The 26,812-nt window shown below is 70.1% G+C and carries 25 protein-coding genes; 16 read left to right on the top strand and 9 right to left on the bottom strand.

What is annotated here, in order from left to right; genetic code table 11:
* Positions 1-70 precede the first annotated feature (70 nt).
* The 5 genes from CJ022_RS01445 to pdeM are packed head-to-tail and all read left to right on the top strand — an operon-like array spanning position 71 to position 9,910.
* On the top strand, positions 71-3,745 hold the full coding sequence (locus tag CJ022_RS01445; protein WP_101924923.1) for a two-component regulator propeller domain-containing protein: 3,675 nt from the start codon (positions 71-73) through the stop codon (positions 3,743-3,745).
* The gene (locus tag CJ022_RS01450; protein WP_101924924.1) at positions 3,742-4,743 is read left to right on the top strand and encodes a ligase-associated DNA damage response exonuclease; all 1,002 of its coding nucleotides are present in this window, start codon (positions 3,742-3,744) and stop codon (positions 4,741-4,743) included. Before CJ022_RS01445 ends, CJ022_RS01450 begins: the two co-directional genes overlap by 4 nt.
* 40 nt (positions 4,744-4,783) lie before the next feature.
* Positions 4,784-6,490, top strand: a complete 1,707-nt coding sequence (locus tag CJ022_RS01455; protein ID WP_101924925.1) for an ATP-dependent DNA ligase — start codon at positions 4,784-4,786, stop codon at positions 6,488-6,490.
* The gene (locus tag CJ022_RS01460; RefSeq protein ID WP_101924926.1) at positions 6,487-9,243 is read left to right on the top strand and encodes a ligase-associated DNA damage response DEXH box helicase; all 2,757 of its coding nucleotides are present in this window, start codon (positions 6,487-6,489) and stop codon (positions 9,241-9,243) included. Before CJ022_RS01455 ends, CJ022_RS01460 begins: the two co-directional genes overlap by 4 nt.
* Complete coding sequence (pdeM, locus tag CJ022_RS01465; RefSeq protein WP_233198544.1) at positions 9,236-9,910, top strand: ligase-associated DNA damage response endonuclease PdeM; 675 nt, start codon at positions 9,236-9,238, stop codon at positions 9,908-9,910. The genes CJ022_RS01460 and pdeM overlap by 8 nt, the downstream gene beginning before the upstream one ends.
* A gap of 194 nt (positions 9,911-10,104) precedes the next feature.
* Here the strand turns inward: pdeM and hemE are convergent, their stop codons facing one another.
* Together hemE and CJ022_RS01475 are read right to left on the bottom strand one after the other, a co-directional pair.
* Positions 10,105-11,181 (bottom strand): uroporphyrinogen decarboxylase, encoded by a 1,077-nt coding sequence (hemE, locus tag CJ022_RS01470; protein WP_101924928.1) that lies wholly within the window; start codon positions 11,179-11,181, stop codon positions 10,105-10,107.
* 42 nt (positions 11,182-11,223) lie between these two features.
* Positions 11,224-11,478, bottom strand: a complete 255-nt coding sequence (locus CJ022_RS01475; protein WP_101924929.1) for a WGR domain-containing protein — start codon at positions 11,476-11,478, stop codon at positions 11,224-11,226.
* A 136-nt stretch (positions 11,479-11,614) separates the two neighbouring features.
* On the opposite strand from CJ022_RS01475, the gene CJ022_RS17190 reads away from it, so the two are divergent.
* Positions 11,615-12,304 (top strand): hypothetical protein, encoded by a 690-nt coding sequence (locus CJ022_RS17190; protein ID WP_199171401.1) that lies wholly within the window; start codon positions 11,615-11,617, stop codon positions 12,302-12,304.
* Positions 12,305-12,343: 39 nt separating this feature from the next.
* Here CJ022_RS17190 and aroB read toward each other — a convergent pair whose 3' ends face one another.
* The 3 genes from aroB to CJ022_RS01495 are packed head-to-tail and all read right to left on the bottom strand — an operon-like array spanning position 12,344 to position 14,866.
* Entirely contained in the window at positions 12,344-13,438 is a 1,095-nt protein-coding gene (aroB, locus tag CJ022_RS01485) for a 3-dehydroquinate synthase (protein WP_101924930.1), read from the bottom strand.
* Positions 13,435-14,004 carry a shikimate kinase gene (locus CJ022_RS01490; protein ID WP_101924931.1) on the bottom strand — a complete coding sequence of 190 codons (570 nt, stop codon included), beginning with the start codon at positions 14,002-14,004 and terminating at the stop codon, positions 13,435-13,437. Before CJ022_RS01490 ends, aroB begins: the two co-directional genes overlap by 4 nt.
* Positions 14,005-14,062: 58 nt before the next feature.
* A complete protein-coding gene (locus CJ022_RS01495; RefSeq protein ID WP_143703853.1) occupies positions 14,063-14,866 on the bottom strand; it encodes a kinase in 804 nt (267 codons plus the stop codon).
* Between the two features lie 84 nt (positions 14,867-14,950).
* Here CJ022_RS01495 and pdxH point away from each other — a divergent pair, with 84 nt between their 5' ends.
* The 3 genes from pdxH to CJ022_RS01510 all read left to right on the top strand — a co-directional run bounded on the left by pdxH (position 14,951) and on the right by CJ022_RS01510 (position 18,042).
* Positions 14,951-15,559, top strand: coding sequence for a pyridoxamine 5'-phosphate oxidase (gene pdxH / locus CJ022_RS01500; RefSeq protein WP_101924932.1), 609 nt, complete (start codon positions 14,951-14,953; stop codon positions 15,557-15,559).
* 136 nt (positions 15,560-15,695) lie between these two features.
* On the top strand, positions 15,696-17,174 hold the full coding sequence (locus CJ022_RS01505; RefSeq protein ID WP_101924933.1) for a sensor domain-containing diguanylate cyclase: 1,479 nt from the start codon (positions 15,696-15,698) through the stop codon (positions 17,172-17,174).
* Between the two features lie 70 nt (positions 17,175-17,244).
* Positions 17,245-18,042: an ABC transporter substrate-binding protein gene (locus CJ022_RS01510; RefSeq protein WP_101924958.1), complete on the top strand. Its 798-nt coding sequence runs from the start codon at positions 17,245-17,247 to the stop codon at positions 18,040-18,042.
* 95 nt (positions 18,043-18,137) lie between these two features.
* On the opposite strand, the gene CJ022_RS01515 is transcribed toward CJ022_RS01510, so the two are convergent.
* From CJ022_RS01515 to CJ022_RS01525, 3 genes are all read right to left on the bottom strand, one after another.
* On the bottom strand, positions 18,138-18,617 hold the full coding sequence (locus tag CJ022_RS01515) for a DUF4426 domain-containing protein (protein WP_101924934.1): 480 nt from the start codon (positions 18,615-18,617) through the stop codon (positions 18,138-18,140).
* Positions 18,610-19,437, bottom strand: a complete 828-nt coding sequence (gene proC / locus CJ022_RS01520) for a pyrroline-5-carboxylate reductase (RefSeq protein ID WP_233198545.1) — start codon at positions 19,435-19,437, stop codon at positions 18,610-18,612. The genes CJ022_RS01515 and proC overlap by 8 nt, the downstream gene beginning before the upstream one ends.
* Before the next feature lie 106 nt (positions 19,438-19,543).
* Positions 19,544-20,221 carry a YggS family pyridoxal phosphate-dependent enzyme gene (locus CJ022_RS01525; RefSeq protein WP_101924959.1) on the bottom strand — a complete coding sequence of 226 codons (678 nt, stop codon included), beginning with the start codon at positions 20,219-20,221 and terminating at the stop codon, positions 19,544-19,546.
* A 136-nt stretch (positions 20,222-20,357) separates the two neighbouring features.
* Here CJ022_RS01525 and CJ022_RS01530 point away from each other — a divergent pair, with 136 nt between their 5' ends.
* From CJ022_RS01530 to CJ022_RS01540, 3 genes are all read left to right on the top strand, one after another.
* Positions 20,358-21,395, top strand: coding sequence for a type IV pilus twitching motility protein PilT (locus CJ022_RS01530; protein WP_101924936.1), 1,038 nt, complete (start codon positions 20,358-20,360; stop codon positions 21,393-21,395).
* 104 nt (positions 21,396-21,499) lie between these two features.
* Positions 21,500-22,630 (top strand): PilT/PilU family type 4a pilus ATPase, encoded by a 1,131-nt coding sequence (locus CJ022_RS01535; protein WP_101924937.1) that lies wholly within the window; start codon positions 21,500-21,502, stop codon positions 22,628-22,630.
* Between the two features lie 120 nt (positions 22,631-22,750).
* Entirely contained in the window at positions 22,751-23,377 is a 627-nt protein-coding gene (locus tag CJ022_RS01540; protein WP_101924960.1) for a superoxide dismutase, read from the top strand.
* A gap of 357 nt (positions 23,378-23,734) precedes the next feature.
* Here CJ022_RS01540 and CJ022_RS01545 read toward each other — a convergent pair whose 3' ends face one another.
* Positions 23,735-24,274 (bottom strand): DNA-3-methyladenine glycosylase I, encoded by a 540-nt coding sequence (locus CJ022_RS01545; RefSeq protein ID WP_101924938.1) that lies wholly within the window; start codon positions 24,272-24,274, stop codon positions 23,735-23,737.
* 111 nt (positions 24,275-24,385) lie between these two features.
* Here CJ022_RS01545 and CJ022_RS01550 point away from each other — a divergent pair, with 111 nt between their 5' ends.
* Genes CJ022_RS01550 through ruvX form a run of 4 tightly spaced genes read left to right on the top strand, consistent with a single transcriptional unit; the run spans position 24,386 to position 26,680 of the window.
* Positions 24,386-24,841 carry an FKBP-type peptidyl-prolyl cis-trans isomerase gene (locus tag CJ022_RS01550; protein ID WP_101924939.1) on the top strand — a complete coding sequence of 152 codons (456 nt, stop codon included), beginning with the start codon at positions 24,386-24,388 and terminating at the stop codon, positions 24,839-24,841.
* 3 nt (positions 24,842-24,844) lie between these two features.
* Positions 24,845-25,621, top strand: a complete 777-nt coding sequence (locus tag CJ022_RS01555) for a sterol desaturase family protein (protein WP_101924940.1) — start codon at positions 24,845-24,847, stop codon at positions 25,619-25,621.
* A gap of 34 nt (positions 25,622-25,655) precedes the next feature.
* A complete protein-coding gene (locus CJ022_RS01560; protein WP_101924941.1) occupies positions 25,656-26,222 on the top strand; it encodes a YqgE/AlgH family protein in 567 nt (188 codons plus the stop codon).
* Positions 26,219-26,680 carry a Holliday junction resolvase RuvX gene (gene ruvX, locus CJ022_RS01565; protein ID WP_101924942.1) on the top strand — a complete coding sequence of 154 codons (462 nt, stop codon included), beginning with the start codon at positions 26,219-26,221 and terminating at the stop codon, positions 26,678-26,680. The genes CJ022_RS01560 and ruvX overlap by 4 nt, the downstream gene beginning before the upstream one ends.
* Positions 26,681-26,812 lie beyond the last annotated feature (132 nt).

Below are 26,812 nucleotides of genomic sequence, written 5' to 3' on the forward strand. Positions count from 1 at the left end.
CAACGCTGCGTTGCGAGGATGCCCGCCAGGGAAGCGCGGTCCGCGCACCGTCGGCGGTTCGGGGAACGGAATGCGTCATGCAGGGATTGCGTTGCTGGCCGTGTGGTGCCTGGTGTGGGCGTCTTCCGCATGGGCGTCGACCCATACGACGGTCACGGCCAGCGTGCCGCAACCGCGCCAGATCGGTGTGCTCGACGGGCTGCCTTCGCACCGCGTCAATGCGCTGGCCGAAGACCAGCAAGGCTATCTATGGGTCGCGACGCGTGACGGCCTCGCCCGCTACGACGGGGTCGGCTTCCGTGTCTGGCGGGTCGAGGACGGGCTGCACGACAACGAGGTGTGGACCGTGCATGTCGATGCGCGCGACCGGGTCTGGGTGGGGACGCGTCGGGGCGGGCTGTCGATGCTGGACGCGGATCGCGCCCGCTTCACCCACTACACCCGGCAGACCCATCCGGCCATCGGCATCGACGCCGTCTGGGTGGTGACCTCGACCCGGGATGGCGCGGTCTGGTTCGGGATGGCGGAGTCGGGACTCTACCGGCTTGCGCCGGATGGCGGCCTGCAACGCTTTGAGGCGGATCCATCCGCCCCGGACAGCCTGCCGTCCAACGCCGTCGCCTATCTCGTTCCGCGTTCCGACGGCGGCTTGTGGGTCGGTACGAAGGACGGCCTGTCCTTCTGGAACGGGCAGGGCTTCACGCGCGTCGCCATGCCCCCGGACGTCGCGCCGCTCGTCGAGGGCCTGGAGGCGGACGAGCAGGGGAATCTGTGGATCGGCATGCATGGCGGTGGCGTCGTCCACCGACCCGACGGGCGCGTGGAGCACATTCCATGGCGAGATCCCGTGCTGGACAGGCCGGTGCTGCACATGCTGGTCGAGGACCAGCAGGGCGGACGCTGGTACGACACGAGCAGCGGCCTGGCACGCGAGATCGATGGCCGCATCCAGGACGTGCCGTTGTTCAGTGTGACCAGCCGGGGCGCGGTGCGTCCCTCCTGGTCCTCGGCGATCCAGGACCGCGAAGGCGGCCTGTGGTTCGCCAGCAGCGATTCGGGCCTGTGGTACCTGCCGGCGAGCTGGCGCAACTTCACGGTCCTCCAGCGGCGCATGGGCGATCCGGCGAGCCTGTCCAATGCGCTCGTCTATGGCGTCGCGCCCACGGCCGACGGGCGCTTGTGGATGGTGGGCAGCGGCGGTGGCCTCGACATCGTCGAGCCTCGCACGGGTGTGGTCGAGCACCGGATGTCGCGGGTCTGCGGCAGCCGGATCAGCCGGAGCGTGCACGAGAGCGCGAGCGGCGTCGTCTGGGTCGCCTGTGTTTTCCAGCTGCTGCGTCTCGATCCGGCAACCGGCGATGCGCGCGTGTGGACCCACGACCAGGCGCAGGATCCATTCATCGGCAGTCTTCCGAACAGCATCGCGGAGCGTCCCGACGGCACCCTCTGGTTCGCGAGCCACGAGGGCGTGCAAGGACGCGACGCCGACGGGCGTGTCATCGGCACCATCCTGCCGGGCGACGGTCGCGGCCTGCCCGCGGCGGTGCGACCCGTGCGCATCGTCCGCACGCCCCAGGGCGCGATCTGGCTGTCGACGACGGGGGGCGTGTTCCAGCTCGATGCGGCGCGCAACACGTTCGCGCCGGTCGCCGGCAGCCCGGGCTCGCATGTCAGCGCCATGACCTACCAGGGCGACGATTCGGTCTGGCTGGCCGGTATGGGCCGCCTCGATGAGTACCGGTGGGATGGGGCGCGGCTGACCTACCGACGCGGATTCGATACATCGGACGGGTTGCCCCAGGTGATTCCCGGCGACGTGGCGATCGACGCCCGCGGCGTGCTGTGGATCACGACGGTACGAGGCCTGTTGCGCCTCGATCCGTCGACGTCGCGCATCCGGACGTACGGCGTGCGCGACGGCCTGCTCAGCCAGGAATTCAGTGAGCATGCGATCGGCATTTCGCGGGACGGCTACTTCGCGGTGGGCACCGCCGAGGGGCTGCTGCTGTTCCATCCGGAGCAGGTCAAGCGGCGAGGCACGACGCCGCCGCTGGTGCTCGAGACGCTGGAACTGCGCCGCGGCGACGAAGTCGTCGAGGGCCCGCCGCAAGGACCGCTGGCCTTGCGTCATGGCGATACCGATCTGCGCGTCGTCGCGCGGCTGCTGTCGTTCACCGACGCGCATGCGCACCATTACCGGTTCCGCCTCGCGGGCCACGAGACCGAATGGGTCTACGCGGGAATCTCGGCGGAGCGCGTGTTTCCCCGCCTGTCGCCCGGCGATTATTCCCTGTTCGTCGAAGCGCGCACGGAAGACGGCGACTGGATCGCGCTGGCGCCGATCTCCATCCGCCAGACGCCGCCGTGGTGGAAGACGATCACCGCCCTGCTCACCGCCGCGCTGGCGGTGGCGGTCGTGCTGTGGGGCGCCGCCCACGTCTACCGCGTTCGCCTCAAGCGTCGTCACGCCTGGCATCTCGCCGTCGAGAAACGCGAGCTCGCAGAACGTGCCTCGCTCGCCAAGACACGCTTCCTCGCCACGCTGGGACACGAGGTCCGTACGCCGATGACCGGCGTGCTCGGCATGAGCGAGTTGCTGCTCGACACGCCGCTCGATCCCCGCCAGCGCGGTTACGCCGAATCGATCCGGCGCGCCGGCAACCATCTGATGGGACTGGTCAACGACGCGCTCGATCTCGCGCGCATCGAAGCGGGCCGTCTGGAACTCGATCCGCAACCGTTCGAGCTCGCCCGCGTGGTGCAGGACGTCGCGGCGCTGTGCGAGCCGATGGCACGGCGAAAGGCGCTCGCGTTCGAAACGGGTATCGACGAGGACGTGCCGGCCTGGGTGCGCGGCGATCCGGGTCGCGTGCGCCAGATCCTGCTCAACCTGGTCGGCAATGCGGTGAAGTTCACCGAGCGTGGGCGCGTCGGGCTGCAGGTCCGGCTCGAGGCCGACGGCGCCATCTGTTTCGTCGTCAGCGATACGGGACCGGGCCTGAGCGAGGAGCAGCGGGATCGCCTGTTCCGCCGCTTCGAGCAGGCGGAGTCCGTGCGCACCGCGTCGCGTTACGGCGGCAGCGGGCTCGGACTGGCGATCAGCCAGGAACTGTCGACGGCGATGGACGGCCGCATCGATGTCGAGAGCACGCTGGGCGTGGGCACGCGGTTCCAGGTCTGCCTGCCGTTGCCACTGGTGTCGGATCCACCGCGGCAGCAGGCGGGGACGGGCCACGACCGGCTGATCGCCGCCGTGGGCCTGGAGATCCTGCTGGTCGAGGACGACCAGACGGTGGCCGAAGTGATCGGCGGCCTGCTGCAGTCGCAGGGCCACCAGGTCGTGCATGTCATGCATGGCCTGACGGCGCTGTCCGAGATCGCCGCGCGCAGCTTCGATCTGGCGCTGCTCGATCTCGATCTGCCCGGCATCGACGGGCTGACGCTCGCGGGCATGATGCGTGCGCACGGGTTCGTGCAGCCGATGATCGCGGTGACCGCGCGTGCCGATGCCGGCGCCGAAGCCGCGGCGCGCGCGTCCGGCTTCACCGGCTTCCTGCGCAAGCCGCTGACCGGCGAGATGCTGTCGGACGCCCTGGCCTGGAACTGGCGTCCGGTCCGCGGCGAGGCCCCATCGGATGCGGAATTGCGCCGGCGCCGCCGCGATCGGCCCGTCGCACATCCTGAGACGGCGCCTCGCCAGGCTTGGCACCTCCTGCACAAGGCGGTGCCCAGACTGCGTCCATGACCAAGCCGTCCCAGGATCTGATCCAGTTGCGCCCCGAGGGGTTGTACTGCCCCGCCGGCGACTTCCATATCGATCCGTGGCGGCCCGTGCCGCGGGCCGTGATCACGCACGGCCACGGCGACCATGCGCGGACCGGGATGGGCGCCTACCACACGACGCGCATCGGCCTGCCGATCCTGGAATGGCGTCTGGGCGAGCAGATCTACGCGGCGCACGAGTATGGCGTGCCGTTCCAGATGGGGACGGCGACGGTGTCGCTGCATCCGGCCGGGCACGTGCTGGGTTCGGCCCAGGTGCGGGTCGAGGTGGACGACGAGGTCTGGGTCGCGTCGGGCGACTACAAACGCCAGCACGATCCGACCTGCGATCCGTTCGAGGTCGTGCGCTGCGACACCTTCATCACCGAAGCGACCTTCGGCCTGCCGGTGTACCGCTGGCCCGACACGTCCGAGGTCGCACGCGACATCGTCGCCTGGCGCGACCACTGCGCCGAACGCGGCGAGGCGGCGATCCTCTATTGCTACGCGCTCGGCAAGGCGCAGCGCGTACTGGCCGAGCTGGCCGTGCATACCGATGAACCGGTCCTGCTGCATGGCGCGGTCGCCAACGGCGTGGATGTTTACCGCCGCGCCGGCGTGCCGATGATCGACACGTTGCCCGTCTCGGACACCGACAAGGCGGCCGACTTCGCCGGCAAGCTGGTCCTCGCGCCGCCGTCTGCGGCCGGCAGTTCGTGGATCCGGCGGTTCCGCCGTGCACAACAGGGGTTCGCGTCGGGCTGGATGCAGATCCGCGGGAACCGCCGCCGTCGCAACTACGATCGCGGCTTCGTGGTCTCCGACCACGCCGACTGGCCGGACCTGATGCGCACCGTCCGCGAGACGGGCGCGTCGCGCGTGATCGCGACGCATGGCAATACCGACGCGATCATCCGCGCGCTCAACGAGGACGGGATTGCGGCCGAGGCGTTCCGGACGGATTTCGGGGGTGAGGAGTGAGACTGCTTCGCAGTGCGCCCGCCGCGTCGGCGCGATCGGCATGAAGCGCTTCGCCCAGCTCTACCGCGAGCTCGACCAGAGCACCGCCACCCTCGACAAGCGCGCCGCACTGGTCCGCTATTTCCGCGAGGCACCGCCGCGCGACGCGGCGTGGGCGCTGTACCTGCTGTCGGGTGGCAAGGTCGCCAGCGCCCGCAAGAAGATCGCCAACACGCGCGAGCTGCGCGAATGGATCGCGATCGAGTCCGGCACGCCGGACTGGCTGGTCGACGACAGTTACGACCAGGTCGGCGATCTGGGCGAGACGCTGGCCCTGCTGCTCGACGATCCCGCCGAGGCGGCGCCGGATTTCGCGCTGGCGGACTGGATCGAGACGCGCCTGCTGCCGGTTGCGAACCAGGACGTCGAGCGCCGCCGCGCGGTGATCGTCGATGCCTGGCGCACCTTGCGCTTCGACGAGCGGCTGTTGTTCAACAAGTTGCTGACCGGTGCGCTGCGTGTCGGCGTGTCGCAGCGGCTGGTGCAGCAGGCGCTGGCCGAATTGACCGGCATCGATATCGCGCGGCTCGCGCAGCGCATGCTCGGCAGCTGGGCACCGACGCCGGAGTTCCTGCGCGATCTGCTCACCGTCGAGGAGCTGCCTGGCGATCGGCAGCAGCCGTATCCGTTCTTTCTCGCCTCGCCGCTGGAATCCGCCTTGCGCGCCGAAGCAGGGCTGCCCGAGGCGACGCCACCCGACGACGGCGAACCGCAGATCGCGCCGGACATCATTGCGCTCGCCAACGATCCCGACGCCGTCGCCCGCGCGCTCGGCCCGATCGAGGACTGGCTGCTGGAATGGAAGTGGGACGGCATCCGCCTGCAGCTGTTGCGCCGCGACGGCGAAGTGGCGCTGTGGTCGCGCGGCGAGGAGCGGCTGGACGGGCGCTTTCCCGAGATCGAGGCCGCCGCGATGGCGCTGCCCGATGGCGTGGTGCTCGATGGCGAACTGCTCGCGTGGCGCGCGGACGAGGAGGCTCCGCTCCCGTTCACCGCACTGCAGACCCGCATCCAGCGCCTCAAGCCGGGCCCGAAGACGCTCGCCGATACTCCCGTCCGGCTGCAGGTCTACGATCTGCTCGAACGCGATGGCGAGGACTGGCGCGCGCGACCGCAGCACGTACGCCGCGCGGCGCTCGAAGCGCTGGTCGAAGCGCATGGCGATCCGCGCATCGTCGTGTCGCCGCGCGTCGAGGTGACCGGCTGGGCCGAGGCCGCCGTGCTGCGCGAGGAAGCGCGCGATCGCGGCGTCGAAGGCCTGATGCTCAAGCGCGCCGATGCGCCGTATCAAACGGGTCGCCGCCGTGGCGACTGGTGGAAGTGGAAGATCGATCCGCTGACCATCGATGCGGTGCTGCTCTACGCGCAGGCCGGGCACGGACGGCGCAGCACGCTCTACACCGACTACACCTTCGGCCTGTGGGATGGCGACGCCCTGGTGCCGGTCGCCAAGGCCTATTCCGGCCTCGACGACAGCGAGATCCTCGCGCTCGACAAGTGGATCCGCGGCAACACGTTGGAGCGGTTCGGGCCGGTGCGCTCGGTCAAGGCGCATCACGTGTTCGAACTGGGTTTCGAGGCGGTCAACGTGTCGAAGCGGCACAAGTCCGGGATCGCGGTGCGGTTTCCGCGCATCCTGCGCTGGCGACGCGACAAGCCGATGGCCGAGGCCGACCGGCTCGACACGCTGAAGGCGCTGGCGCGATGACGCCACGCGCGCCGCGCGCGGCCGCCAAGCGCAGCGACCCGACGCCTTCTCGACCGCAAGAGACCACCGACGATGCCGTTCCCGTCGTAGCGACCAGGCGGCTGCGCGGCCCCGACGCGCCGCTGCGCGCCTGGTTCGATGCCCAGGGCTGGACGCCCGCGCCGTTCCAGCGCGAGGTCTGGCGGCGTTATCTGGCCGGCGAATCCGGTCTGTTGCAGACGCCGACCGGCAGCGGCAAGACCCTGGCCGCGCTCGGCGGGCCGTTGCTGGAGGCGCTGGCGATCGAAGCCGCAGCGGCGCGCAAGCGACAGCCGAGGCCAGCTTCGACACTGGTGACGACGGATGACGAGGCCAGTCCGGTCGTGACGTCGGGCGCCAACACAAGAGGCAAGAGCGCTGCCAATCGCCTCTCGGCTTCCGCCGCGTCCGTTGCGGTGCCTGCAGAAGAAGGGGCGGTGCAGGGAGACGCCACCGCGTCGACACCTCGGCCCCGGGCGCCACGCACCCGCAACGCCCCGCGCGATCTCTCCGTGCTGTGGATCACCCCGCTGCGCGCGCTCGCCGCCGACACCCTGCGTGCGATGCGCACGCCGGTCGAGGCGCTGGGTCTCGACTGGCAGATCGGCCTGCGCACCGGCGACGCCAGCGCACGCGACAAGCGGCTGGCGCGCGAGGGCAAGCTCGATGCGCTGATCACCACGCCGGAATCGCTGTCGCTGTTGCTTTCCTATCCCGATACCGGCCCGCGGCTGTCGACGTTGCGCTGCGTGATCGTCGACGAATGGCATGAACTGCTGGGCAACAAGCGCGGCGTGCTGCTGCAGCTGGCGCTCGCGCGGCTGCGCATGCTCAATCCGCAGCTGCGGATCTGGGGCGTGTCGGCGACGCTCGGCAATCTCGACGAGGCGCGCGATGCGCTGCTGCCGCATCTGCCGGATGCACCGACGGTGGCCGGCGTGGCGCCGAAGGTCCTGACCATCGACACGCTGCTGCCCGACGAGGACGAGCGCTTCCCCTGGGCCGGGCATCTCGGACTCGCCCAGCTGCCGCGCGTGCTCGAGCGGCTGATGGCCGAGCGCACCAGCCTGCTGTTCTGCAACACCCGCTCGCAGGCCGAGTTGTGGCATCGCGCCTTGTCGGCGGTCTGGCCCGAGACACCCGACACGCTCGCCCTGCACCACGGTTCGCTGGATCCGAAGCTGCGCGCCGCGGCCGAGGACGGCCTGCGCGACGGCAGCGTGCGCTGCGTGGTCGCCACGTCCAGCCTGGACCTGGGCGTCGATTTTCCCGCGGTCGACCAGGTGCTGCAGATCGGCAGCCCCAAGGGCGTCGCGCGCCTGCTGCAACGCGCCGGCCGGGCCAAGCATCGCCCGGGCGAGGCGGGGCACGTGGTCTGCGTGCCGACGCATGCGCTTGAACTGGTCGAATATGCCGCCGCGCGCGAGGCCGTGGCCCAGGGCACGATCGAATCGCGACCCGCGCCACGGCTCAGCCTCGACGTGCTGGCCCAGCATTGCGTCACGCTGGCACTCGGCGGCGGCTTCGACAGCGACGCGCTGTGCGACGAAGTGCGCGGCACCCAGGCTTTCCGCGCGCTCGACGACGCCAGCTGGCGTGCCGTGCTCGACTTCATCGTGCAGGGCGGCCAGGCGCTGGCGCACTACCCGGATTTCCGCCGGGTCGAACGCGATGACGACGGCCTCTATCGCGTCACCGACCGGCGCGTCGCGCTGCGCCATCGCCTGTCGATCGGCACCATCACCAGCGACGGCGCGGTGCGCGTGAAGCTCATGCGCGGCGGCGGCCTCGGCGCGGTCGAGGAAAGCTTCATCGGTCGCATGCGCGCCGGCGACAAATTCCAGTTCGCCGGCCGCACCCTGGAGCTGGTGCGGCTGGAAGACATGACCGCCTACGTGCGCATCGCCAAAGCCGGCACCGGTACCGTGCCGAAATGGAACGGCGGCCGCATGCCGCTGTCGAGCGCGTTGGCGCACGAGGTCGAGCGCGTGTTCGACGGCCCGCGACAGGCGCCGGAACTTCGTGCGATCGCGCGGCTGCTCGACCTGCAGCAGCATCTGTCCGCCCTGCCGGCGCCGGACCGATTGCTGGTCGAATGGGTACACGCGCGCGGGGGGCGGCATCTGTTCCTGTTTCCCTTCGCGGGCCGGCACGTGCACGAAGGCCTGGCTGCGCTGCTGTCGCTGCGCTGGGGCCGGCGCACGCCGAACAGCTTCACCTTCGCCGTCAACGACTATGGCCTGGTGCTGTCGCCGGCGCAGGACGTCGACGTCGGCGCTGCCGATGTCGCCGCCCTGCTGGCGCCCGAGCGCCTCCTCGAAGACCTGCGCGAGAGCCTCAATCTCGCCGAACTCGCCCGGCGCCAGTTCCGCGACATCGCCCGCGTCGCCGGGCTGCTGCCGCCCTCGCTGCCCGGCCGCGCGCCGCGTTCGATGCGCCAGTTGCAGGCCTCGAGCGGCCTGCTTTTCGACGTGCTGCGCCAGCACGATCCCGATCACATGCTGCTGTCGCTGGCCGAGCGCGAGGTGTTCGCCGCGCAGCTCGAGGTCGTGCGGCTGCGCGAGACGCTGGAAGACTGCAGCCGGCGCACGCTGGACCTGCACCCGATGAAGACGTTCACTCCGCTGTCGTTTCCACTGTGGGCCGAGTCGCTGCGCGGCCAGCTCAGCACCGAGGACTGGCGCACCCGCGTGCAACGCGCCGCGGCGCAGCTGGAGAAGCGCAACCGTGGTTGAGCCGGCAGTGCCCGGCGCGCTCGAGATCGCGCTCGCCGGGGAAACGGTGGTGCTGCTGCCGGAGCGCGCGCTGTGGTGGCCGCGGATGTCGCTGCTCGCGATCGCCGACCTGCACCTCGGCAAGGGCGACCACTTCCGCCGCGCCGGCATCGCATTGCCCCGCGGCGGCACCGCACTCGATCTGCAGCGGCTCGATGCGCTGCTCGACATCACACGCGCGGCGCGCCTGCTGGTGCTCGGCGATCTGCTGCATGCCGCCGTGCACGACGCGCCGTGGCGCGAAGCGTGGACCCGCTGGCGCGCAGGCCGGGCCGCGTTGTCGGTCGAACTGGTCAACGGCAACCACGACCGGGCCCTGCACGCGCGCCCAGCGCTGGCCCGGGATCTCGGCCTCCACGAGCACGGTCCGATGCTCGAGTTCGCGCCGTTCGTGTTCGTCCACGATCCGGCCGATGCCGCCGACGGCGCGGGTTACCGCCTCGGCGGCCACCTGCACCCCGTCGTGCGCCTGCCCGGTGTTCCGCGCCTGCCGGCATTCCGCTTCGACGCGAACGCGGGCGTGCTGCCGGCCTTCACCGCGTTCGCCGGCGGCTGGCGCGTGGACCGCGAGCCCGGCACGCGCCTGTTCGCCTGCGCGCCGGAGGTCGTGGTCGACGTGTCGGGGTGAAAGGGACGAAGTGAAGGGCCCTTGCCGAACCGTCATTCAGATGACGTGCACGGCGTGGATGCCGGCACGCCTGGACGCCGGTGACGCCAACCGCAGCGCCGGGCGCCATTGCTCTCGGAGCGCGTGTGCGCGCGAAGACGCAGTCCCGGTAGAGCGCGTTCGCGCGCGAGCGCGCTTCTACGGACGAGCTGCAGTCAGCGCGCGCTGTACGCGTGCACTTCGTCGACCAGCACGCCGACGTGGTCGGGATTCATGTCCGGCGACATGCCGTGGCCGAGGTTGAAGATGTGGCCGTCGCGCGAACCGCCGTTGCCGTCGCGGTAGCTGTCGAGCGCGTGGCGGACCTGCGCGCGGATCGCGTCGGGCGCGCCGTACAGCGTGGTCGGGTCGAGGTTGCCCTGCAGGGCGACACGGCCCTCCGTACGACGCGCGGCGTCGCCGAGTTCGATCAGCCAGTCGACGCCGACGCCTTCGGCGCCGGAGCGCGAGAGTTCATCGAGATACGCGGCGTTGCCCTTGCCGAACAGGATCAGGGGCGTGCGGTCCGCGCTGTCGCCGCGCTGCAACTCCTGCGCGATGCGGGTCAGATACGGCAGCGAGAATTCGCGGTACATCGCCGGGCTCAATACGCCGCCCCAGGTGTCGAATACCTGCAATGCCTGCGCGCCGGCGGCGCGTTGCGCAGCGAGATAGGCGATCACCGCATCGGTGTTGACCGACAGCAGCGCGTGCAGCGCCTTCGGGTCGTTGAGCGCCATCGCCTTGATGCGGGCGAAATCCTTGCTGCCGCCGCCTTCGACCATGTAGCAGGCCAGCGTCCACGGGCTGCCGGAGAAGCCGATCAGCGGCACCTTGCCGTCGAGCTCGCGGCGGATCACGCGCACCGCATCCATGACGTAGCGCAATTCCGTTTCCATGTCCGGCACGCCGAGCCTGGCGATGCTGGCGGCGTCGCGCACCGGATGGCGGAACTTGGGGCCTTCGCCTTCGACGAAATACAGATCCAGGCCCATCGCATCCGGAATGGTCAGGATGTCGGAAAACAGGATCGCGGCGTCGAGGTCGAAACGCGCGAGCGGCTGCAGCGTGACCTCGCAGGCGAGTTCGGGATTCTTCGCCATCGCCAGAAAGCTGCCGGCGGCCTTGCGCGATGCGCGGTACTCCGGGAGGTAACGACCGGCCTGGCGCATCAGCCAGACGGGCGTGCGGTCGACGGGTTCGCGGCGCAGGGCGCGGAGGAAACGATCGTTCTGGAGGACGGCGGCAGACATCGGAAGCGGGAATCCTTGGAAGGTGGGAGCAACGCGGCGGCGTCAGGCCGGCGCGTCGCTGCCGCGGGCGAACATCAGCTGGAACCCGCGCTTGAGCTGGGCATCGCGCGCGGCTTCGAGGGCGGTCAGCGCGCTCGGCTGGTTGAGGTACTGGTCGCGGCGCAGGGTGCTGCGGCCGCCGACCTGGCCGCTTTCGCGCAGCAGCGTCCAGCCGCCGAGCAGGTCGGGCTGCAGGGTCAGCTGGACGAAGCGGGGCGCTTCGTTGCCGGCGGGGTGCTGTTGCAGGTACAGGCGCATGGCGTCGCATTGTACGGGGGGCGGTGTGCGGCGGTCGTGGTCCGGTGTGCGCCGCACCGACGCGGCGCGCCGGGCGTGGCCGAGCCTCTATGATCCGGGTCACGCGCCCGTCCGGGTCGCGAGGGAGTCGTCGACGATGCGCGGTATCGATTTCAGTTCCTGGAACGCCACCGCGTCGACCCTGCTGGGCCTGGTGCTGGTCTCGCTGGTGGTGGTCGGCGTGCGCCTGCTGATCATGCAGACCGTGCAGCGGCGCCGCGAGCGCGAGAACCGCCAGATCAACGAGCGCCTCAAGACCCTAATCGCCGCCTACAAGACTCTGGGCGGGTCGTTCACCGGCGAACTCGACGTCGATCCCAGCCATCTGCGCGACCTGCGCCGGCGCGCGGCCGTCGCGCAGACGGGCGGCGAAGGTGCCGATGCGATCCTCGTCGCGCCCGACAACAGCTCGGAGCGTCGGCGCCGCATCCGCGACGCGGTCGAGGCGGCGCTGTCGGACGTGATCCTGCTGGGCACCGAGGAGCAGGTGGCGCTGGCGGCGCGTGCCGCGGGGGACATGGTCGCCGGCCGCGCGGTGCGGACCGCGGCGCTGGTCGTGTCCCTGCGCGGGTTCATCCGCCAGGCGCTGGATCTCGCGCCGGTGCCCGAGTCACTGGTCATCCCCGATCAGGGGCCGCTGCGGACCGAGGGCGGCAAGCGCGGTGGCGATCGTGGTGGCGCCGGAGGCGGAGGTGGCGGCGGCGGTGGCGCAGGCGGCGGAGGTGGCGGTGGCGGAATGGGCGTGGGCATGGGGGCCGGCCGCAGCGGCGCCGACGACGCCCGCTGAGGGCACGTCCTGCCGCGGCGCTGCCTCCAGACGACGCCCTCAGCGCGCCGTCAGCACCGCCAGCACGGCCGATTCCGGCACGTCCGCCAGCACGCGCGCGCGGCCGATCCCGTCCCAGACGATGAAACGCAGGCCGCCGGCGACGGCTTTCTTGTCGAGCCGCATGTGCGCCAGCAGCCGCTCCGGATCGAGACCGGCTGGCAGGTCGACCGGCAGCCCGAAGCGCTGCAGCACCTCGCGCAGCCGCCGCGTATCCGCTGCCGGCGCGATACCGAGCGCGTCCGACAACCGCGCCGCCAGCACCATGCCGACCGCGACCGCTTCGCCATGGTTGAGGCCGTCGTAGCCCTGTTCGGTCTCGATCGCGTGGCCGAAGGTGTGGCCGAGATTCAGCAGCGCGCGCTCGCCGTGCTCGAACGGATCGCGCGCGACGATCGCGGCCTTGTGCGCGCAGCTGCGGGCGATCGCCTCGGACAGCGCGGCATCGTCCATCGCCAGCAGCGCGTCGACGTGGGCGTCGAGCCAGTCGAGGAACGGCGCGTCGCAGAGCGCGCCGTACTTGACGACTTCGGCGAATCCCGCGCGCAGCTCACGCGCCGGCAGCGTGCGCAGCGCCGCGGTATCGGCCAGCACCGCACGCGGCGGGTGGAAGGCACCGACGAGATTCTTGCCCTGCGGAAGGTCGACCGCGGTCTTGCCGCCGACCGAGGAGTCGACCATCGCCAGCAACGTGGTCGGCAGCTGCACGCAGTCGATGCCGCGCATCCAGCAGGCGGCGGCGAACCCGGCCAGGTCGCCGATGACGCCACCGCCCATGGCGTACAGGCAGGCGTCGCGGCGCGCGCCCGCACGCGCCAGCGCGTCGATGACCTCGGTGAAGTGGGCGAGCGTCTTCGCCTGTTCGCCGGCAGGCAGCACGTGGACGTGGACGCGAAGCCCCGGGCGGGCCGTGCGCAGCGCATCGGCGACGCGGTCCGCATACAGCGGCGCGACGTTGCGGTCGCTGACGAGGATCGCGTCGTTGCCGCGCAGCGGCGCGACGAGGCGGGCGCCGTCGGCCAGCAGGCCGGCGCCGATGTCGATGGCATAAGGCTGCGCGCCGTCGACATCGACGCGGCGGGGAGGTGCGGTCATGCGGAATCCGGAGAAGTGGGGGAGGGCGCGTCGGGCGCCAGACGGGTCCAGTGGCGTTCGACCAGATGCCCGAGCTCGGCCGCCGATTCCAGCGGCTGGTGGGCGCCGGTGTCGAACACGAGATGGGCGACCTCGGCATACAGCGGGGCGCGTTCGATCGCGAGGCGCTGCAGCACGGCCTGGCGATCGTTGCCGGCCAGCAGCGGCCGCGAGCGGTCCCGCGCGAGCCGCGCCAGCTGGTGGCCGACATCGGCATGCATGTGGATCACGAAGCCGCGCGCCCGCATGCGGGCGCGATTGCCTGCATCCAGCACCGCGCCGCCGCCGGTGGCGATCACGCAGTCGCTGGCCTCGAGCAGGCTGGCCAGCACGCGTGATTCGCGCGCCCGGAATCCGGCCTCGCCCTCGCAGTCGAAGATCGCGGTGATACGGGCACCGGTCGCCTGTTCGATCGCGTGGTCGGCGTCGACGAAGCGCAGGCCGAAGCGCGACGCGAGCCGGCGCCCGATCGACGATTTGCCGGCGCCCATCGGGCCGACCAGCACCAGATTGGGAGCGGCATGCATGGACGGATGCTAGCAGCGTGGACCCGTACGCATGGCACGGCGGGCCGCGCGCCGCGGCTCAGTCCCCGAGCGGGCGACGGTGGGCGTCGAGCCGCACCACGCGGTCGGCCATGTCCGGCAGCGTGCGCAGCGCCTGCCGGCTGACCCGCTCGTAGTGCTGCACGAATCGCGCGACCTGCGCGCGATCCATGCCCGCGCGGCCGGGCTCGGCCCGCTGCAGCGCGAGTTCCTGTTCCCAGCGCCAGCCGGCGACGACGGCGAACTCCGGCGGCTGCAGGAACAGCAACCGGTCGATGCGTTGCCACAGCGCAGGATAGGCGGCCGCCAGCGCGGCGTTGCACCAACGCCGCCAGCGGCCGTCGGCGTCCTCGTCGCGTTCCAGCGCATTGACCGGGGCGGCGAGTGCCGTGTCCGGCTCGGCGCGCACGCCGACGCACCAGCCTTCGAACAGGACCAGATCGGTCGACTCGACGACCGGCCACCGTGCGGCCGGCAGGCGCCGGTCGCCGAGCTTGTCGAAGCGCGGCAGCGCGACCCGCTGGCCGGCCCGCAGCGCATCGAGAACGTCGATGCCCGATGCGACCTCGTGCGTGCCCGGCGGCCCGCGCGTCGCGAGCAGCGGATGGACGTCGCGCGCGAGGATCCGGCGGGCATCGCGGTCGAGATACAGGTCGTCGAGCGACAGGATCGCGACCCGGCGCCCGCGCCGCGTCGCGGCATCGCAGAGCTGCGCAGCCAGCGTCGACTTGCCCGTGCCCTGCAGCCCGCTGATGCCGAAGCAGCGCGCGCCGCTCGCGTCGATGTCGTCGAGCAGCGACGCGACCAGGGCGTCGGACCATCGCGGGGCTGGAGCGGGCGGCATCGGCGCACGATAACGCAGCCGCGATGCGCTCCCGGTGCTGCGGCGCGGTTCGACAAGCCGGCGCCCCGCGGCGATCATCGCCACATGACGAATGCCACCACCGCCCTGCAATCCGAAGCCCTGGCCACCTTCGCCCAGCTGTTCGACGAAGCCCGCGATGCGGGCGAGCCCGACCGCACCGCGATGACCGTCGCGACCGCCTCGCTCGACGGCCGGCCGTCGGCGCGCACCGTGCTGCTGAAGGCCTGGGACGACCGCGGCTTCGTCTTCTACACCCATCTCGACGGACGCAAGGGCCGCGAACTGCAGGAGAACCCGCACGCGGCGCTGCTGTTCCACTGGCCGCGCGTGCGCAAGGGCGTCCAGGTGCGCATCGAAGGGCCGGTGGTCATCGTCGCCGACGACGAAGCCGATGCCTATTTCGCGTCGCGGCCGCGCGGCAGCCAGCTCGGCGCCTGGGCGTCGAAGCAGTCCGAGATATTGGCGTCGCGCGAAGCGTTCGACGAGCGCGTGTCGCAGGCCGAGCGCGAGTTCGAAGGACGCGACGTGCCCCGTCCGCTGCGCTGGACCGGCCTGCGTGTGCGACCCGAGCGCATCGAGTTCTGGTACGGCGCCGATTTCCGGCTGCACGAGCGCTGGCTGTACGAGGGCGACGTCGCCGGCGACTGGGCGAAGCGGATGCTGTACCCGTAAGCGCCGGGTGACCTCGGCGGTGGTCTCTGTCGCAGTGTTCCTCGCATGTCCGTCCACATCCCTGTAGAAGGGTCTGCACACGCCCGGCGCTCGGACGGCTGACAACAGTCATTGCGCCCGATCACGGCAGGATCCGATGGACAAGACGTGGTTGTGGCACTGGCTGTTGCCGCCCGAGCGATTCCCGCTGGAAGCCACGGAAGCCTACATGCGCGCGGTCGGGGTGGTGCTGATCGCGCTGGCCGCGATCGCACTGATCGGCGCGATGGGCGCGATGGAACTCGTGCTGGGCGGCACGTTCGGCCGCTACCTGATGGTCATCGTCCTCCTGCTGCTGCTCAGCCTGGCCGGGTTCCGCCACTACGGCGGCGTGACCCGCTTCGGGCATCTCACGGTCGGGGTGGTGATCCTGGGCATCGCGGTGTTGATGGCGATGACCGGTGGCCGCGCCATCGGCGGCGCGATGATGCTGCCGCTGTTCGTGCTGTTGGCGATGCTGGTGCTGCCGCGCTGGCAAGGCCTGCTGTGGGCCACGGTGGCGGTGGCCGCGATCGGCCTGTCGTATGCGCTTGCAAGCGCGGGCGCGCCCGCCTGGCTGCGCCCGCATCCGCAGTGGGCGGCCAGCGCCGGGTATCGGGTGCCGATCGCGCTGTGCGTGCTGGGCGCGATGTTCGGGCTGTATTTCATGCGCAGCTACCGCAAACTGCTCGCAGGCCTCGAACAGTCGCGTCGCAGTGAAACCGAGCTGCTGCGGATCGCCACGCTGCAGAAGGAACGCTTCGTCGATTTCGCCCTGGTGGCGGCGGACTGGTTCTGGGAAACCGACGCCGAGGACCGGCTGGTTCATGTCTCGGCCGGCTTCGGCGACGCCCTCGGCCTGAGCAACGAGGAGGTGATCGGCTGCACGCCGACGCAGGTCGCCTCGCGCCTGCTGCCGCCGGAGCGCGCCGCCGCCGTGGCCGATCTGCTGGCCGCGCGTACAGACTTCACCGGTCAGCTCCTGCGTGCGTCGAGCGCCGACGGCGAGCACCGCATTCTCAGTAACAGCGGCCGCGCGCTGTGGTCGCGCGAGGGCGAATTCCTCGGCTACCGTGGCGCCGCCGTTGATGTCACCGCGTTGCAGGGTCTCAATGAGCAGCTGCGATACATGGCCGAGACCGACTCGCTGACAGGCCTGGCCAACCGCCGGTGCCTATCCCAGAGCATCGAGTCCGCGTTGGGCGGGCGTGGCTGGCTGCTGTTCATGGATCTGGACGGTTTCAAGACGATCAACGACACCCATGGCCACGATGCCGGCGACGCCGCGTTGCGCGATGTCGCGCAGGCGATGCTGCGCTGTGCCCGCGACACCGACGTGGTCGCGCATCTGGGCGGGGACGAGTTCGCGATCCTGCTGCGCAACGAGAAGCTTAAGGCCGCCGAACTGGTCGCCACCCGGGTGCTGGACGAGGTCGCCCGGGTCGCCGCCACCGACGCGCGCTTCGAAGGCCTGGGCATCAGCATCGGCATGGCACGGCTGGACGGCGCCGGCAGTGTCGATCAGGCCCTGATCCGCGCCGACGCGGCCTGTTATGCCGCCAAGCATGCAGGTCGGCACCGGTTCGAGATCGGCTGAACGCGCGCACGGTCACGGGCGCCATCCGCACATGCGCGACAATGCCTGCAGCTTCCGATCGAGTCGCCGCATGGGTCCGCAACGCATCGTCTGCCTCACCGAAGAACCGACCGAAACCCTGTACGCGCTCGGCGAGCAGGACCGCATCGTGGGCATCAGCGGCTTCACCGTGCGGCCGCCGCAGGCGCGCAAGGAAAAGCCCAAGGTCAGCGCGTTCACCAGCGCGAAGATCGACGAGATCCTGGCATTGCGCCCGGACTTCGTCATCGGTTTCTCCGACATCCAGTCCGAGATCGCCGCGACCCTGATCCGGCACGGGGTCGAAGTCTGGATCAGCAACCACCGCAGCGTCGCGGGCATCGTCGAGTACGTGCGCCGCCTCGGCGCGCTGGTCGGTGCGTCCGCCCGCGCCGCCGCCTACGCGGACGAACTGCAGCGCGGCCTCGACGCCGTCGAAGTGCAGGCCGCATCACTGCCGCGCCGGCCGGGCGTGTATTTCGAAGAGTGGGACGAACCCATCATTACCGGCATCCAGTGGGTCGCCGAGCTGGTGCGCATCGCCGGCGGCGACGACGTGTTTCCCGAGCTGTCGACCGAACCGCTGGCCAAGGCGCGGATCCTCGCCAGCGGCGATCCGGTGATCGCACGCGCGCCGGACATCATCCTCGGCTCCTGGTGCGGCAAAAAGTTCCGGCCCGAACGGGTGGCCGCGCGGCCCGGCTGGGACGCGATTCCGGCCGTGCGCGACGGCGAACTGCACGAGATCAAATCGCCGCTGATCCTGCAGCCGGGCCCCGCCGCGCTGACCGACGGCGTGCGCCAGATCGCCGCGATCATCCAGGCCTGGGGGCGCCGGCACGCCGGCTGAGCACGCGGCATCCGTTCGCGGCGGCGGCGTCGCCGGCCATGCGCGCTGGCGACGCGATCCGCTCGACGCTGCAGCGCCACGCATCGGCGCGTGCCTCAGGGACGCGGGACGTCCCGGCTGAAGCGCAGCGTCGTGCGTTCCCCATCGGCGATGTCGACGGCGATGTCGAAGCGCAGCGTGTCGGGCGGCGTGACCGTCGCGATGCCGACGTAGTCGACGAGATCACCGACCTCGACCTCCCGGAACGCGAGCGTCTGCCGCACGCCGCGCAGGTCGCTCGCCGTCGCGGTGACGACGCCGCGCATCGATGCATCCCCGCGCCTGAGGCTGACCAGCACGAGCACCGCATCGCGGGCGCGGGTGATGCCGTATTGCGCGGCGATCGCGTCGTTGAGCGTGGCGGTGGGGACGACCGTAGCGATGACCTCGTCGCCGCCGATCTGCACGGTCGCGGGCAGGCGCGACTCGTCGCTGCCGGCGCTGGCCTGCGACGGTGTCGACGGCGTGCGGCCGCAGGCGACCAGCAGCGCCAGCAGCAGGGCGGCGACTCCCCGCCGGGCGCGGACCTCAGTCATTGGCGGCGGACAGTTCGCTGCCGCGCACGGCCGCCCGATCGATCGCGCGTGCGACCAGCGCCCGCAATCCACCGGCCTCGAAGGTCTCGATCGCCGCCTGCGTGGTGCCGCCGGGCGACGTGACCCGGCGGCGTAGCTCCGCCGGGGCTTCCCCGGATTCGGTCAGCATCCGTGCGGCGCCGAGGACGGTCTGCAGCACCAGCGTGCGTGCATCCGCGGGCGGCAGGCCCTGCGCGATCGCGGCCTCCTCCATCGCTTCCGCCAGCAGGAACACATAGGCCGGGCCGCTGCCCGACACCGCGGTGACCGCATCCATGCGCGCCTCGTCGTCGATCCACACGGTCTCGCCGGCGCTCGCCAGCAACGCCTGCGCCTGCGTGCGGCCGGCGGCGTCGACGCGCGCATTCGCGAACAGACCGGTCACGCCGGCGCCGAGCAGCGACGGCGTATTGGGCATGGTGCGGACGACGGCGACGTCGCTGCCGAGCCAGCGGTCGAGCTGGGTCGCCGTGATGCCGGCGGCGATCGACAGCACCAGCGGCCGCTGCGCCTGCGCGGCGCCGGCGAGGCGCGTGCAGACCTCGCGCAGCACCTGCGGTTTGGTGGCCAGCACCCACAGTGCCGCGTCGGCGATCGCCGCGTCGGCGGTGTCGAAGACCTGCACGCCGAAGTCGCGGGCCAGCGCGTCGCGGATGTCGGCATTGGGATCGGCGACCCGCACGCGTGCCGCGTCGCCGCCGCGTGCCAGCATGCCGCCGATCAGACTGCGGGCCATGTTGCCGCCGCCGATGAAGGCGACCGTCGGGGAGGGTGGGGCCATCTCGCGGAACTCCATGCGGACCGCGCCTGCGCGCGGGGCAGCACAGGGTAACGGCTCGCCCGCGCGCCGGACATCCGGCCACGCTTGCGCGGCCAGGTGGATCGCGTCAGCCGCGTGCGCCGAACAGCGCGGTGCCCACCCGCACCAGCGTCGCGCCTTCGGCGATGGCGAGCTCCAGGTCGTCGCTCATGCCCATCGACAGGGTGTCCACGGCCGGGTCGGCGCCGGCCAGCGTGTCGAACAGGCGCCGCATGCGCGCGAATGCGTCGCGGCGGCGGGCCGGTTCCGCGTGCGGCGCCGGGATCGCCATCAGGCCGCGCAGGCGCAGCGACGGTGCGGCGCGGATCGCCGCCGCCAGCGCCGGCACGTCCTCGGGCAGGCAGCCGTGCTTGCTGGTCTCGTCGTCGATGTTGACCTGGATCAGCACGTTCAGGGCGCCGCGTGCGGCAGGACGATGGGTGGCCAGCGCGTCGACCAGCTTCGCGCGGTCGACGGTCTGGACCCAGTCGAACAGCGTCGCGGCCTGCCTGGCCTTGTTCGACTGCAGGTGGCCGATGAGGTGCCATTCGAGGTCGAGACCCGACAGCGCGTCGATCTTGCCGGCCGCTTCCTGCACGTAGTTCTCGCCGAACGCGCGCTGACCCTGGCCGGCGAGCGCCGCCAGCGCGGCCGCGTCGCGCGTCTTGCCGACGGCGAGCAGGCGCGCCGGGTGTGGCCGACCGGCGGCGCGGTTCGCGTTCGCGATGCGCTGGCGGACGGCTTCGAACGCGGATGTGGCGGGGATGTCGGGCACGGCGGGCGCGGTCTCGAAGGGTGGTTTGACGCGGGGTTTACCGGTCTATACTGCCGCCGGGGACAGGGCGGCGCCAGCCAAGCGGGCGGCGTTGCGGCCTGTGTGGTTCATCATCAAGGGGTGTTGCATGGATATCGCCGAACTGTTGGCGTTCTCGGTCAAGAACAAGGCATCGGACCTGCATCTGTCGGCAGGCCTGCCGCCGATGATCCGCGTCGACGGCGACGTCCGCCGCATCAACATCCCCGCGCTCGAGCACAAGCAGGTGCACGCGCTGATCTACGACATCATGTCGGACAAGCAGCGCCGCGACTTCGAAGAATTCCTCGAGGTCGACTTCTCGTTCGAGATTCCGGGCCTCGCGCGCTTCCGCGTCAACGCGTTCAACCAGAACCGCGGCGCCGGCGCGGTGTTCCGTACGATTCCGTCGGAAGTGCTGACCCTCGAGGACCTGAACTGTCCGCCGATCTTCCGCCAGCTGATCGACCAGCCGCAGGGTCTGATCCTGGTGACCGGCCCGACGGGTTCGGGCAAGTCGACCACGCTCGCGGCGATGATCGACCACATCAACAAGAACGAATACGCGCACATCCTCTCGGTCGAGGATCCGATCGAGTTCGTACACACCTCGCAGAAGTGCCTGATCAACCAGCGCGAAGTGCACCGCGACACGCACGGCTTCAACGAAGCGCTGCGCTCGGCGCTGCGCGAAGACCCTGACTACATCCTGGTCGGCGAGTTGCGCGACCTCGAAACCATCCGCCTGGCGCTGACCGCCGCGGAAACCGGTCACCTCGTGTTCGGCACGCTGCACACCTCCAGCGCCGCCAAGACCATCGACCGCATCATCGACGTGTTTCCTTCCGGCGAGAAGCCGATGGTGCGCTCGATGCTGTCGGAATCGCTGCGCGCGGTGATCTCGCAGTCGCTGCTGAAGAAGGTCGGCGGCGGCCGCACCGCGGCGTGGGAGATCATGGTCGGCATTCCCGCGATCCGGAACCTGATCCGCGAGGACAAGGTCGCGCAGATGTATTCGGCCATCCAGACCGGCCAGCAGTACGGCATGATGACGCTCGACCAGCACCTGCAGGATCTCGTCAAGCGCGGCCTGATCACGCGGCCGGCGGCGAAGGAATACGCGAAGGACAAGCGCCTGTTCGAGTGACGCGCGGTCCATTCGGTCGTCGCGAGGGATCCGCGCGACCGGAAGCGGCACACCCGGTCCCGCACCTCGTCGTCCTGTCGTCGCCGTGATTCCGGAGCACCACCATGAGCAGCATCGATTTCACCTCGTTCCTCAAGCTGATGGCGCACCAGAAGGCGTCGGACCTGTTCATCACCGCCGGCATGCCGCCGTCGATGAAGGTCCACGGCAAGATCTCGCCGATCACCCAGAACGCGCTGACGCCGCAGCAGGCGCGCGACCTGGTGCTGAACGTGATGACGCCGCCGCAGCGCGAGGAATTCGAGAAGACCCACGAGTGCAACTTCGCGATCGGCGTGTCGGGCGTCGGTCGCTTCCGCATCGCGTGCTTCTACCAGCGCAACCAGGTCGGCATGGTGCTGCGTCGCATCGAGACGCACATCCCCAGCGTCGAAGAGCTGAACCTGCCGCCGATCATCAAGACGCTGGCGATGACCAAGCGCGGCATCATCATCTTCGTCGGTGCCACCGGCACCGGTAAGTCGACGTCGCTGGCGGCGATGATCGGCTACCGCAACCAGAACTCGACCGGTCACATCATCACGATCGAGGACCCGATCGAGTTCGTGCACAAGCACGCGGGCTGCATCATCACCCAGCGCGAGGTCGGCATCGACACCGACAGCTGGGAGAACGCGCTGAAGAACACCCTGCGCCAGGCCCCCGACGTGATCATGATCGGCGAGGTGCGCACGCGCGAAGGCATGGACCACGCGATCGCCTTCGCCGAAACCGGCCACCTAGTGTTGTGCACGCTGCACGCGAACAACGCCAACCAGGCGATGGACCGCATCATCAACTTCTTCCCCGAAGACCGCCGCAACCAGCTGCTGATGGACCTGTCGCTCAATCTGAAGGGCGTCGTCGCGCAGCAGCTGATCCCGACGCCGGACGGCAAGTCGCGGCGCGCGGCGATGGAGATCCTGCTCGGCACGCCGCTGGTCCAGGATTACATCCGCGACGGCGAGATCCACAAGCTCAAGGAAGTCATGAAGGAATCGACGAACCTGGGCATGAAGACCTTCGACCAGGCGCTGTTCGAGCTCTACCAGGCCGGCGAGATCTCCTACGAGGACGCGCTGCGCTACGCCGACTCCGCCAACGAGGTGCGCCTGCGCATCAAGCTCGCCCAGGGCGGCGACGCGCGCACCCTGTCGCAGGGGCTGGACGGCGTCGAAGTGGCCGAGGTCCGCTGACGCCGGAACGCTGCGTTTCCGCGCGTCATTCCACACAGGGCGCTTCGGCGCCCTTTCTTGTCGCCATGTTTACCCGTGACGGGGGACAATGGCGCGATCAATCCCTCACTGGAGATGGACATGGCCTATACCCTTCCCGAACTCGGCTACGCGTACGACGCGCTCGAACCGCACATCGATGCGAAGACGATGGAGATCCATCACACCAAGCACCACCAGACCTACATCAACAACGCCAACGCGGCACTCGAAGGCACCGAATGGGCTGACAAGTCGGCGGAAGCACTCATCGCCGACCTCGACGCGTTGCCGGAAGACAAGCGCGGCCCGCTGCGCAACAACGCCGGCGGCCACGCGAACCACTCGCTGTTCTGGACGGTGATGTCGCCCAAGGGCGGCGGCAATCCGGTCGGTGACGTCGCCAAGCACATCGACAGCGATCTCGGCGGCTTCGACGCGTTCAAGGAAGCCTTCACCAAGGCGGCGCTGACGCGCTTCGGCAGCGGTTGGGCCTGGCTGTCGGTCGACAAGGCAGGCACGCTGAAGGTCGAGAGCAGCGCCAACCAGGACAACCCGCTGATGAAGGGCGTGGGCTCGGGGAATACACCGATCCTCGGCCTGGACGTCTGGGAACACGCCTACTACCTGAACTACCAGAATCGCCGTCCCGATTACATCGCCGCGTTCTACAACGTCGTCGACTGGAACGAAGTCGAGCGTCGCTATCAGGAAGCGGTCAAGGGCTGAGTCTCGCCCGGCATGAGGTCCCATTCCGGCCGCAAAAGCGGCCGGAATGCTGTGGAGCGCAGCCGTGTTCCCGCTCCGAACGCGGGTTCTGCCCAGCCCGAAGTCCGCGACGCCCAACGCAATATCGCTGGCAGCTGCAGGGCCAGCTCCGGCAGGCGTCGGTCGGAAGCGCCATTGCCCTCGGTCCGAACCGTCGTAACCTCGTCGTCAGCGCTTGGGGCCACGGCGGCTTCGAGGGGACGTACACGAGACGTCGGGCACCGCGATGGCAGCCCGTCCCGCATGGGCTGATGAGCGCCAGTGCGCGCTGCATGATGTCGACGTTCTCGAGCGCCGCTTCGCGCGCCCGCGGTGCAGCTAGCCGCGCTTCGCCCGCGCAATCTTCCGCACGACCGGACAGTCCGCGCGGTGCGCCCCAGGCAGGTAGCCGAGACTCATCAGGAATTCGCCGGTGATCTCGCCGCCGGTGAAGCGGAACGTCTTCTTGAACAGCTTGATCCAGCCCGCCTTGTCGCGCGGCGCGCCACCGTCGTCGACATGCGCGTCCAACCAGTTCGCGAAGCCGCCATGCGAGGCGCGCATGGCCTGCACGACTGCCGCGTTGTGGATCGCGGCCTCGATCTTCAGCCGGTTGCGGATGATCCCGGGATCGGCGAGCAGGCGCGCACGCGCCGCGTCGCCATAGGCGGCGATGGCGTCGACATCGAATCCGTCGTAGGCGGCGCGGAACCCGGCGCGCTTCTTCAGCATCAGTTCCCAGCTCAGCCCCGCCTGGTTGATTTCCAGCAATAGGCGCTCGAACAGCACGCGCTCGTCGCGCTGCGGAAATCCGTACTCGGTGTCGTGGTAAGGCCCGTGCAGCGGATGGCCGGGGGCGATGTCGCAATAGCCGCTCATGGGCGCAGCTTACCCAGTCGCGAGGATGCGTCCTACTGCGGCCAGCCCCGGGTTGCGCCGGTCACCGCCGTGGCGCCACCATCGGGCCTCCACGTCGAACGGGATTACTTGATGGACATCGCCCTCCGCCGCGTCGCCACGGTCCACTTCACCCTGTCCGACCCGCAGGGGCAGCGCATCACCACCACGCGTGGCCACGATCCGCTGGTCTACATGCACGGCACCGGCACCATCATCCAGGGGCTGGAACAGGCGCTGGAGGGCAAGCGGGCAGGGGAGCAGTTTTCCGTGGACATTCCGCCCGAGCAAGGCTTCGGGCCGCGGCACGATGGTCTCGTGCAGGTTCTGCCCAAAGCGACGTTCACCGGCAGCGGGATTCCCGCCGTCGGAGAGAAGCTGCGCGCCCAGACCGAGAAGGGGCCGCTCGAGGTCGTCGTGACCGCGATCGATGGCGACTCGATCACCGTCGACGGAAACAACCCGCTTGCCGGACGCACCTTGCGCGCCGATGTCGAAGTGCTCGATGTGCGCGTCGCCACGCCGCAGGAGATCCAGTTCGGTCTCTGACCGATGGACGCCTTCGACGCACTCGGGGTGGCGTGGGCAGACCTGTCCGCGCCGGCCGCGGCAGGCTGGGGCACCGCATTCTTCGGCGCGCTGTACGTGCTGCTGTGCGGCGGCACCTGGTGGCTGACCCGATCCGTGCTGCCGACGCTCCGGGTGGGCCGCCGGATCGATGCGACTCCCTTGCGCGCGGGACAGATCCGTCGGGAACTGGCGGGGTCCGCAGTGTCGGTCTCGATCTTCGGAATCGGCAGCGTGATTCCCTGGTGGTTCGTACACGCTGGCTGGGCGCGGCTCGCCGTCGATGGGGGGGCGCTCCGGGTCGGCGTCGAAATCCTGGCGCTGCTGGTCTGGAACGACGTGCATTTCTACGCCAGCCATCGCCTGCTGCACACCAGGCCGCTGCGCCGGTTCCACCAGCAGCATCACCGTTCGCTCGTCACGACGCCGTTCGCGACGTACAGCTTCCACCCGCTGGAGGCGGCGCTGCTGGGCAACGTGATCCTGCTGCCGATGCTGGTGCACGACTTCAGTTTCGCCGCGCTGCTGGCCTTGCCGGTGTTGAGCCTGCTGCTGAACAACCTGGGTCACAGCAACTACGATGTCCGGCCCGGCGCGCCCGCCGACAGCTGGATCGCGGCCAGCCGACGGCACCAGTTGCACCACGCGCGCTACCACGGGAACTACGGGTTCCTCTTCAACTTCATGGATCGCTGGTGCGGGACGCGGCTGCCCGATGCGGACGGACGCGGCTGCGGGGGTCCGCGCGACAGCGCCGCGTGATGCCGGTTGCCGGAGCGGTGGCTAGAATGCGGGCATGTCTCCTGCCGCCACACCCCTCGCCAACCAGTTGCTGATCGCGCTGCCGTCGCTTGCCGATCCCGATTTTTCCAGGGCGGTCGCCCTGATCTGCCAGCACGATGGCGATGGCGCGATGGGCGTCGTCGTCAACCGGCCGTCCGAGTATCTGCTCGGCGATGTGTTGGAACAGATGGGCATCGTGCTGGTCGACCAGCGTCTGCGCGAACAGCGTGTCCTGGCAGGGGGGCCGGTTCATCCCGAGCGCGGATTCGTGCTCCACGATGGCGACGGGCGGTGGGATTCCAGCCTCGAGATCGCGCCAGGGTTGTTCGTGACGACGTCGCGCGACGTGCTCGAGGCCATGGCGGCCGGTGATGGACCTGCCCATGCGACGGTCGCCCTCGGTTGTGCGGGCTGGGGCGCCGGCCAGCTGGAGAAGGAGCTGACCGAGAACACCTGGATCACCGCGCCGTCCGACGCCCAGCTGTTGTTCGACACGCCGCTGGAATCCCGCTGGCAGGCCGCGGCGGGCCGCCTGGGCATCGACATGATGCATATCGCCGATTACGCCGGCCACGCATGAGCGAGGACGGCATCCGGCGCGATGGCACCGTCCTGGGCTTCGACGTCGGGTCCCGGCGGATCGGCGTCGCGGTGGGCAGCGCGTTCGGCCACGGCGCGCGAGCGCTGGCGGTCATCGATGTCCATGGCGAACAGGTCGACTGGCCGGCGATCGACAAGGTGCAGAAGGAATGGCGTCCCGACGGCATGATCGTCGGGGATCCGATGACCCTGGAAGGGGGCGATCAGCCCGCCCGCACGCGCGCCCACACGTTCGCCGCAGAGCTGAAGCGTCGATACCGGGTGCCGGTGGTGTTGATGGACGAGCGCGCCAGTTCGATCGAGGCCGCCCAGCGCTTCGCGATCGATCGGGCCGAAGGCCGCCGCAAGCGGCGTGACGCGGCCGCCCTGGACGCAGTGGCCGCGGCGGTGATCGTCGAACGATGGCTCGCATCACCCGGCGATGCCGTTCCGGTCTGAGCACGGTACGGCGCTTCGATCGCTAAAGTTCATTTCATCTGCAATCAAGGGTTGCGGATCGTTTCCAGCCTATGCACAATGCGCGCCCCGCTGAGGCGAACCGGTTGACTGGTGGCGCGGCGGGGTTCGAAA

Origin of the sequence: Luteimonas rhizosphaerae, assembly GCF_002849595.1 — a bacterium.
In the GTDB taxonomy this organism is placed as follows: Bacteria; Pseudomonadota; Gammaproteobacteria; order Xanthomonadales; family Xanthomonadaceae; genus Luteimonas; species Luteimonas cellulosilyticus.

Coding starts and splice junctions, on each gene's coding strand:
- CJ022_RS01445 (WP_101924923.1), top strand. CDS start 71: ATGCGTCATGCAGGGATTGCGTTGCTGGCCGTGTGGTGCCTGGTGTGG.
- CJ022_RS01450 (WP_101924924.1), top strand. CDS start 3,742: ATGACCAAGCCGTCCCAGGATCTGATCCAGTTGCGCCCCGAGGGGTTG.
- CJ022_RS01455 (WP_101924925.1), top strand. CDS start 4,784: ATGAAGCGCTTCGCCCAGCTCTACCGCGAGCTCGACCAGAGCACCGCC.
- CJ022_RS01460 (WP_101924926.1), top strand. CDS start 6,487: ATGACGCCACGCGCGCCGCGCGCGGCCGCCAAGCGCAGCGACCCGACG.
- hemE (WP_101924928.1), bottom strand. CDS start 11,181: ATGTCTGCCGCCGTCCTCCAGAACGATCGTTTCCTCCGCGCCCTGCGC.
- CJ022_RS01475 (WP_101924929.1), bottom strand. CDS start 11,478: ATGCGCCTGTACCTGCAACAGCACCCCGCCGGCAACGAAGCGCCCCGC.
- CJ022_RS17190 (WP_199171401.1), top strand. CDS start 11,615: ATGCGCGGTATCGATTTCAGTTCCTGGAACGCCACCGCGTCGACCCTG.
- aroB (WP_101924930.1), bottom strand. CDS start 13,438: ATGACCGCACCTCCCCGCCGCGTCGATGTCGACGGCGCGCAGCCTTAT.
- CJ022_RS01490 (WP_101924931.1), bottom strand. CDS start 14,004: ATGCATGCCGCTCCCAATCTGGTGCTGGTCGGCCCGATGGGCGCCGGC.
- CJ022_RS01495 (WP_143703853.1), bottom strand. CDS start 14,866: ATGCCGCCCGCTCCAGCCCCGCGATGGTCCGACGCCCTGGTCGCGTCG.
- pdxH (WP_101924932.1), top strand. CDS start 14,951: ATGACGAATGCCACCACCGCCCTGCAATCCGAAGCCCTGGCCACCTTC.
- CJ022_RS01505 (WP_101924933.1), top strand. CDS start 15,696: ATGGACAAGACGTGGTTGTGGCACTGGCTGTTGCCGCCCGAGCGATTC.
- CJ022_RS01510 (WP_101924958.1), top strand. CDS start 17,245: ATGGGTCCGCAACGCATCGTCTGCCTCACCGAAGAACCGACCGAAACC.
- CJ022_RS01515 (WP_101924934.1), bottom strand. CDS start 18,617: ATGACTGAGGTCCGCGCCCGGCGGGGAGTCGCCGCCCTGCTGCTGGCG.
- proC (WP_233198545.1), bottom strand. CDS start 19,437: ATGGCCCCACCCTCCCCGACGGTCGCCTTCATCGGCGGCGGCAACATG.
- CJ022_RS01530 (WP_101924936.1), top strand. CDS start 20,358: ATGGATATCGCCGAACTGTTGGCGTTCTCGGTCAAGAACAAGGCATCG.
- CJ022_RS01535 (WP_101924937.1), top strand. CDS start 21,500: ATGAGCAGCATCGATTTCACCTCGTTCCTCAAGCTGATGGCGCACCAG.
- CJ022_RS01540 (WP_101924960.1), top strand. CDS start 22,751: ATGGCCTATACCCTTCCCGAACTCGGCTACGCGTACGACGCGCTCGAA.
- CJ022_RS01545 (WP_101924938.1), bottom strand. CDS start 24,274: ATGAGCGGCTATTGCGACATCGCCCCCGGCCATCCGCTGCACGGGCCT.
- CJ022_RS01550 (WP_101924939.1), top strand. CDS start 24,386: ATGGACATCGCCCTCCGCCGCGTCGCCACGGTCCACTTCACCCTGTCC.
- CJ022_RS01555 (WP_101924940.1), top strand. CDS start 24,845: ATGGACGCCTTCGACGCACTCGGGGTGGCGTGGGCAGACCTGTCCGCG.
- CJ022_RS01560 (WP_101924941.1), top strand. CDS start 25,656: ATGTCTCCTGCCGCCACACCCCTCGCCAACCAGTTGCTGATCGCGCTG.
- ruvX (WP_101924942.1), top strand. CDS start 26,219: ATGAGCGAGGACGGCATCCGGCGCGATGGCACCGTCCTGGGCTTCGAC.